The following is a 6,695-nucleotide window of genomic DNA, read 5'->3' as shown; positions in this document are numbered from 1 at the left end:
CCGCTGGCCAGGCGGACCTTGTTGATCGGCGCCTGCTCGCGCAGCCGTTCGTAGGCGGTAGGCGGGGCGAACGGGCAGCCCCGCTCGACCGGCAGTTCCAGGCCGGCGAGTTCGCCGGCGACGTTCTTCGTCATGAATGACCTCCCAGTAATAGATCTGGCGGAGTTTGTTGTGCTTGTGGCGGCCTCGGGTGGCGTGATCGACACTGTTGGCACTGGCTTCACGGCCTGACGGGCCGTCCTGCGCAGGTTGGGGTCGCCGTCAGATCCAGGCCGCTTCGAGGTTGTGGGCTGGCTTGTCTACTCCTCGAAGAGAGCGTTTGCGTGCTTTACGTGGTGACGGGGCGGGCCGGCACGCACTTGTGCCGATGAGCGGATGCCTTCGCTCGGGATGCTCCGCACTGTCGCGATGTCGTGATCATGGCGCGGCGGCCGAAGGATTACTTCAGCGTGAGGGGGGTCTCGGATGCGATGCGGGTCAGCTTCTGCGGGTTGCGGACGTAGTAGAGGCCGGTGATGCGGGCGTCCTCGACACGGGCTGCTATGACGCCGTCGATCTCGCCGTCCACGCGGAGAACGAGTGCGGGGTTGCCGTTGACCACGGTGGGCTCGCTGGTGAGCGCGACTTGGGCCTTGCCGAGGCCGCTGACGATCATGCGGGCCACCTTGTCGGCGCCGATGATCGGCCGCGGCGCGGCCTGCTTGACGCCGCCGCCGTCGCTCACCAGGACGACCTCAGGGGCGAGCACATCAAGGAGACCCTGCAAGTCCCTGGTTTCGAGCGCGCGCTGGAAGGACTCAACAGCCGCCCGGGCCTGGCTCGGGGAGACCACCTCGCGGGGGCGGCGGGCATCGACGTGCCGGCGGGCGCGGTGCGCGATCTGGCGCACGGTCGCCGGGGTCTTGCCGACAGCGGCCGCGATCTCGTCGTAGCCGACGTCGAAGGCCTCGCGCAGCACGAAGACGGCGCGCTCGGTCGGCGACAGCGTCTCCAGGACGAGCATGAGCGCCATCGACACGCTCTCGGCGAGCTCGACGTCCTCGGCCACGTCCGGCGCGGTGAGCAGCGGCTCGGGCAGCCAGGGGCCGACGTAGGCCTCCTTGCGGCGCTTCATGGCGCGCAGCCGGTCCAGCGAGCGCCGGGTGGCGATCCGCACCAGGTAGGCGCGCTGGTCGCGCACCTGCCCCACGTCCACCTTCATCCACCGCAGCCAGGTTTCCTGCAGGACGTCCTCCGCGTCGGCAGCCGAGCCGAGCATCTCGTAGGTGACGGTGAACAGCAGGTTACGGTGGGCGAGGAATGTCTCGGTCGCCTCGGTGACGCAGTCCATCCGGCCGCCACCAGCCATCGGCTCGGCAGTGCCCGTCGTTGCATCCCTGCGCTCGTTCATACCTGGCTCCTGCCTGTTCACTCTCAACTCCCGCTCTACGCACAAGACGCCGGCCCTCACCGCGGTGTGACACCCCGTGCTCGGTGGCGTACGTCACATGACCGCACTGTCACAAAGTTCGGGGCGCCAGCGCCTCATGGTCGTCAGGACGCCGCGTGAACGATCCGCGCGGCACACAACTCCGCGAGTGATCGCCTTGGCCCGTTGCGTGGTGACCGCCGCGCACCCGCCGCCGCACAAAGAACGGAAAGACATCATGAGCAAGGTCTGGTTCGTCACCGGTTCGTCTCGCGGCCTGGGCCGCAACTTCGTCGAGGCCGCCCTGTCCCGCGGCGACAAGGTGGCCGCGACCGCCCGGAACACCGCAAGCCTTGACGAGTTGGTCGCCGCCTACGGCGAGGCGGTGCGCCCGCTCGAGCTGGACGTGACCGACAAGGCCGCCGTCTTCGCGAGCGTGCAGCGGGCCAAGGAGCACTTCGGCCGGCTCGACGTCATCGTGAACAACGCCGGCTACGCCCAGGTCGGCGCGGTCGAGGAAGTGACCGAGCAGCAACTGCGCGACCAGCTGGAGACCAACTTGTTCGGCGCGGTGTGGGTGATCCAGGCCGCGCTGCCCCACCTGCGCGAGCAGGGTGCAGGGCACATCATCCAGCTGTCCTCGGCGGCCGGGCTCATGGCGATGCCGCTCAGCGGCGCCTACAGCGCCTCCAAGTGGGCCCTGGAAGCCCTGAACGAATCCCTCGCCCAAGAGGTCGCCGACTTCGGCATCAAGGTGACCGTGATCGAGCCCGGCGGCTTCGCCACCAGGTCCGGCAAGAACCCCGATCCCCTCAACAACGGCCACCTGGCCGAGCCCAACCCGATCTACGACGGCCTTCGCCAGCGCATCGCCGGGATCGCGGGCAAGCAGCCCGCCGGCGACCCTGCCGCCGCGGCCCAGGCGCTCCTCAAGCTCGTCGACTCCGACCACCCGCCCCTGCGGGTGCTCTTCGGGCAGGGCTTCTACCCGATGCTCCAGCAGGTCTACGCCGACCGGCTCAAGACCTGGGCCGACTGGCAGGACCTCTCGGCGGAGGCTCACGGCAACCTCGATCAAGAAATTCGGTGACCCGGGGCCGAGCCAACTCACCACAAGCAAGCGAACCGACAGGAGCAACGCATGAAGCACCGCATCGTCGTCCTCGGCGCCGGCTATGCCGGGGCCTACGCGGCCGGGAACCTGGCCCGCCGGCTGTCCCCGAAGGACACCGAGATCACCGTGGTCAACGCCGTGCCGGACTTTGTCCAGCGAATGCGGCTGCCCCAGCTCGCGGCCGGCCAGAACATCGAGACTCCGAAGCTCGCCGACGTCTTCGCGGGCACGGGGATACGGCTGCGCCTGGCCCGTGTCACCGCCGTCGACCCCGAGCGCCAGGTCGTCGCCATCGCTGACGCTGACAGCGGCGGCGAGCTCGGCTACGACACCCTTGTCTACGCGCTCGGCAGCCACGGCGACGACCGCGGCGTCCCCGGCGCGGCCGAGCACGCCTTCGACGTCGCCGCCCGGCCCTCGGCGCTGCGCCTGCGCGAGCGCCTGGACAGCCTGGGCGGGCGGGGCGAAGGCGGGGGTGTGGTGGTCGTCGGCGACGGGTTGACCGGTATCGAGACCGCCACTGAGATCGCCGAATCCCGGCCCGGCCTGTCGGTGGCGCTCATCGCCCGCGGCGAGCTGGGCGCCCGGCTCTCCGCCGGAGCCCGCAGCCACCTGCGCCAGGCCTGCGACCGGCTGGGGGTCACCGTCCTGGAGCACACCAGCGTCGAAGCCGTCGAAGCTACGCGGGTGCTGTGCGCCGACGGCACCGCCCTGGCGTCCGACGCAACCGTGTGGACGGCCGGGTTCGAGGTCAGCCCCATTGCCGCCGCCGGCGGGCTGGAGGTCACCGGGAACGGTCAGATCGTTGTCGATCGCACCATGCGGTCGGTCTCGCACCCGAACGTCTACGCCACCGGTGACAGCGCCTACGCCATCGGCGACAATGGCCGACCGCTGCCGATGTCCTGCGCGTCGGCCGGCTACACCGGCCGGCAGGCTATCGAGGCGATCGTGGGACGCCTGACCGGCCGCAAGATTGCGAAGACCAAGCTGGTCTACACGTACAACCACATCAGCCTCGGGCGGCGGGACGGGATCCTGCAGACGGTCGACGACGAAGGGCAAGCAAAGCCGAAGTACATGGGCGGCCGGAAGCCCGCACGGATCAAGGCGGGCATCCTCAAGACGGCGCTGTGGGCCACCTCGCACCCCACCTTCGGCATGCCCAAGCGCAGGCACCGCCTGGCCGCCGCGCCGGACGTGTCCCGTCGAGAAGGCGCTCGCGTAGCCGCCTAGGACCTCACGACTGTTATGACGTCGCCTCACTTCTCGGTCTGGGATTAACCCAGCCGGCAGATATCGGATCGAGCTGCTCGGGCGGCGCGGCTTCGGTCCGACGGCTGGACCGCTCGACGCCATCGCCGCCGAGCTTGGCTGCTCCCGTCACACAGTACGGCGGGACCTACGTGTCATCACTTGAGCCCAATCCGCCTGATGTCGATCACTCCACATAAAGTGCCGGCTTCATGAATGGTGTCGGCACTTCACGGGTTTCGGTGACAGGCTGATGCCGGGTTTCCAGGATGGGACTCGATTCGGGGAAGGAAAGTGCCGCCTCCGGCTGGACTTGGCGCTTTCCACGCACGCATGCCGGTGGCGGCCACCCCCTTCGGAGGGTAGAGGAGAGGCCTGAATCCCGTGGCGCGCACTCTGGACGAAGACGAGTTGAAGGAGCCGGACCGGCCCGTCCAAGCTGGCGCTGGCGTTGTGGCTGAAGTTCTTCCCCCAGCACAGCCGCTTCCCCGAGGGCCGCTCCGAACTGCCGGATGAGGCGGTAGCCTTCGTCGCCGCCCAGGTAAAGGTCCCCGCCACCGAGCTGAGCCTGTTCGACTGGCAGGGCCGCACCGCCGAATGCCACCGGGCGCAGATCCGCACCTTCCTGGACTTCAGCGAATGCACCGTGGCCGACGTCGAACGACTGACACACTGGCTGAAGATGACCCGGGCCGCGCTTGTCGGTGCGATACCAATGCATCGGGGTAGCCGGGGCGGGCTCGGTCGTAGCTTTGCGCATCTACGCCGAACGACTCGGCCATCCGCCGGGCCTTATGCGGCTCCGCTGGGGACGGCTCTGGTTGCTCTCGCGGTATTATGGGCGTGCGCCCATTTGGCAACGGATGCCAGTGGATTGACGCACGAGAGGATCTGTGAATGCCGACTGGGGTGCACCTTCGCGACGCACGGCAGCAGCTGTTCGACGCTGCCGAACGCGTGCTTCTGCGGGACGGGCCGAACGGGCTGACCAGCCGGGCCGTCACCGACGAGGCGGGCTGCGCCAAAGGCGTCCTGCACCGGCACTTCACCGACTTCGACGCCTTCCTCGCCGACCTCGTGCTCGACCGGGCCGCGCAGCTCGAGACGCAGGCGAGTGCGCTGCGCGCCTCCGCCGGCACCGGCACGGTGGCCAACAACCTCACCAGCGCGCTGACGACCCTGTTCGGACCAATTCCGGTGGCAATCATCCCGCTCATCACCTTCCGGGATGAGCTGCGCGCACGGCTGCGGCAAGCCAGGCCCGGAGGCGGCATCGCGATCCTCGCCCAGGCCACAACCGCGATCTCCGCTTATCTGGCCGACGAACGTGAACTGGGCCGCATCGCGGCCGACGCCGACATCGACTCTCTCACCCTCTCTCTGGTCGGTGGCGGGCATCTCCTGTTCGCAGACCGCGACCCCGGCCCGCCGGCCACGGCAGTCGTCAACAAGTTCGTGACAGCGGTCATCGCCGACGCCGTGCAACGACGACCGGCCTAGAGACCCCTGGATGTCGGCAAACGATCGTCTGCCGACACTCACCCCAGCCATCACGTGGCTGGGCATCCCGGCCAGTGGTCAGTCGATGCGGATGCGCTCCATCGACATCTGGCGGGTCGAGGACAGTCTGTTCGCCGAGCATTGGGACGAGGTGAACGTTCTGGAGGTGTTCCGGCATCTCGGTGCGCTGAAGTGGTGCCGGCCAAGTGACTCCAGCGCCCTGCGCAACACCTTCAACCGGATGCTCGGCTGCCTGTACCACTGCCTGCAAAAGGGGGTGCCCTACGACGGCTTTGTCGCCTTTCCGACGGGAAGGATCGTCCAGACTGAAACCAGTCCCGCGGACGCGCCCCAGTTCCTACCGTGACCTGGGGCAATTCCTAACTTCAGGGCTCATCGCACGGCCCCAAGCGGATGGCCGACACCAGCGAACCGCCCCCCTTCGACAGGGAGATCCCCATGATCCTCAGTGACAGATCTCCGATCCGGGTGAGGACGGATATGGGAGTCTGGGCATGTGGCGGTTGAGTGGTCCCAGCAGGAACTTAAAACGATCAGGACGCGCTTACTACGTGCGGGCGCTGTGACAGAAGAGTGCTCCGTCGTCGATGTCATGGCGGAGCCCGACGGCATATTAGTGATCTTCCGCTGGCGGCGAGATCCGAACACGTACGCCATCAAGGTCGGGTTCCCGACGGCACCCAAAAGTTCGCTGTCCGGTCCGCGAGTGTCCCCGGCGGATGGATGGGCCATAAACGTCGCGTTTCGCCTCGCGGAAGAACTCGGGACCGGGCTGGTTCGCCGAAGCCGCCGGGTGATCCGAGATGGCTACGTCTTGCTGGACACCCGTGATGCTCCGGACGTCTGCCCCGCCGGGTTTCACATCGGCTCGGTTTACCTTGCTGCAGGTGAGGCCGGCTCCTGGTTGGCGAAGGTAGGGATGGACGTGACCATCCCTCGGAGGCTGATCGGCGAGGGCAGGCTTGCCTGCTGGCTGCACGCTTACGTCGACAACGCCCGCGGGGAACCTTTTGTCGGTCATGCAGCCGCATCCTGGGAGGACAAGCAGCACACCACCGTCCGTCTCGACCTGGTGCACATCCAGCCCGGCGTCCCATCGGAGGTACGCGATGCGCTGGTGCGTCTGACGGTCTGCGAGGTAGCCGAGGCCGGTGCCCTGCGCGTGGTCACCGCGATCGACGATCCCGCACTCCATGGACTGGGGTTCCGGCCCGCGAACGGTGGCGGCCTTGCGCTTCACACCAGGAGCGCTGAACCGCCATCGGATCCCACGGCCTGATCTGACCCGAAGCAAGATGGCCACAGAGTTTGACAGCTTAGGCAGATCTGATGTTTCTGCACCGACTCCCGCAAGGCGAGTCCGATGTGCAGGACCGCGCTCAGCCGTCGAGGACCGCA

At 67.9% G+C, this 6,695-nt stretch carries 7 protein-coding genes; 6 read left to right on the top strand and 1 reads right to left on the bottom strand.

Features of this window, described 5'->3' with window-relative positions; translation table 11 throughout:
• Positions 1-439: 439 nt before the first annotated feature.
• The gene (locus ABT294_RS44165) at positions 440-1,390 is read right to left on the bottom strand and encodes an RNA polymerase sigma-70 factor (RefSeq protein ID WP_350812468.1); all 951 of its coding nucleotides are present in this window, start codon (positions 1,388-1,390) and stop codon (positions 440-442) included.
• A gap of 256 nt (positions 1,391-1,646) precedes the next feature.
• Here ABT294_RS44165 and ABT294_RS44160 point away from each other — a divergent pair, with 256 nt between their 5' ends.
• The 6 genes from ABT294_RS44160 (at position 1,647) to ABT294_RS44135 (ending at position 6,576) form a co-directional block, all read left to right on the top strand.
• Positions 1,647-2,498, top strand: a complete 852-nt coding sequence (locus ABT294_RS44160) for an SDR family NAD(P)-dependent oxidoreductase (protein WP_350812467.1) — start codon at positions 1,647-1,649, stop codon at positions 2,496-2,498.
• A gap of 51 nt (positions 2,499-2,549) precedes the next feature.
• On the top strand, positions 2,550-3,758 hold the full coding sequence (locus ABT294_RS44155; protein WP_350812466.1) for an NAD(P)/FAD-dependent oxidoreductase: 1,209 nt from the start codon (positions 2,550-2,552) through the stop codon (positions 3,756-3,758).
• 469 nt (positions 3,759-4,227) lie between these two features.
• On the top strand, positions 4,228-4,764 hold the full coding sequence (locus ABT294_RS44150; RefSeq protein WP_350812465.1) for a DUF4158 domain-containing protein: 537 nt from the start codon (positions 4,228-4,230) through the stop codon (positions 4,762-4,764).
• Positions 4,734-5,276, top strand: coding sequence for a TetR/AcrR family transcriptional regulator (locus tag ABT294_RS44145; RefSeq protein WP_502912219.1), 543 nt, complete (start codon positions 4,734-4,736; stop codon positions 5,274-5,276). Before ABT294_RS44150 ends, ABT294_RS44145 begins: the two co-directional genes overlap by 31 nt.
• Before the next feature lie 10 nt (positions 5,277-5,286).
• Entirely contained in the window at positions 5,287-5,643 is a 357-nt protein-coding gene (locus ABT294_RS44140) for an ester cyclase (RefSeq protein WP_350812463.1), read from the top strand.
• 246 nt (positions 5,644-5,889) lie between these two features.
• Positions 5,890-6,576 carry a hypothetical protein gene (locus ABT294_RS44135; RefSeq protein ID WP_350812462.1) on the top strand — a complete coding sequence of 229 codons (687 nt, stop codon included), beginning with the start codon at positions 5,890-5,892 and terminating at the stop codon, positions 6,574-6,576.
• Positions 6,577-6,695 lie beyond the last annotated feature (119 nt).

Origin of the sequence: Nonomuraea sp. NPDC000554 (assembly GCF_040300065.1) — a bacterium.
Lineage (GTDB): Bacteria > Actinomycetota > Actinomycetes > Streptosporangiales > Streptosporangiaceae > Nonomuraea.
This window is presented reverse-complemented; position numbering and strand designations above follow the sequence as displayed.

Coding starts and splice junctions, on each gene's coding strand:
- ABT294_RS44160 (WP_350812467.1), top strand. CDS start 1,647: ATGAGCAAGGTCTGGTTCGTCACCGGTTCGTCTCGCGGCCTGGGCCGC.
- ABT294_RS44140 (WP_350812463.1), top strand. CDS start 5,287: ATGTCGGCAAACGATCGTCTGCCGACACTCACCCCAGCCATCACGTGG.
- ABT294_RS44165 (WP_350812468.1), bottom strand. CDS start 1,390: ATGAACGAGCGCAGGGATGCAACGACGGGCACTGCCGAGCCGATGGCT.
- ABT294_RS44135 (WP_350812462.1), top strand. CDS start 5,890: ATGGCGGAGCCCGACGGCATATTAGTGATCTTCCGCTGGCGGCGAGAT.
- ABT294_RS44155 (WP_350812466.1), top strand. CDS start 2,550: ATGAAGCACCGCATCGTCGTCCTCGGCGCCGGCTATGCCGGGGCCTAC.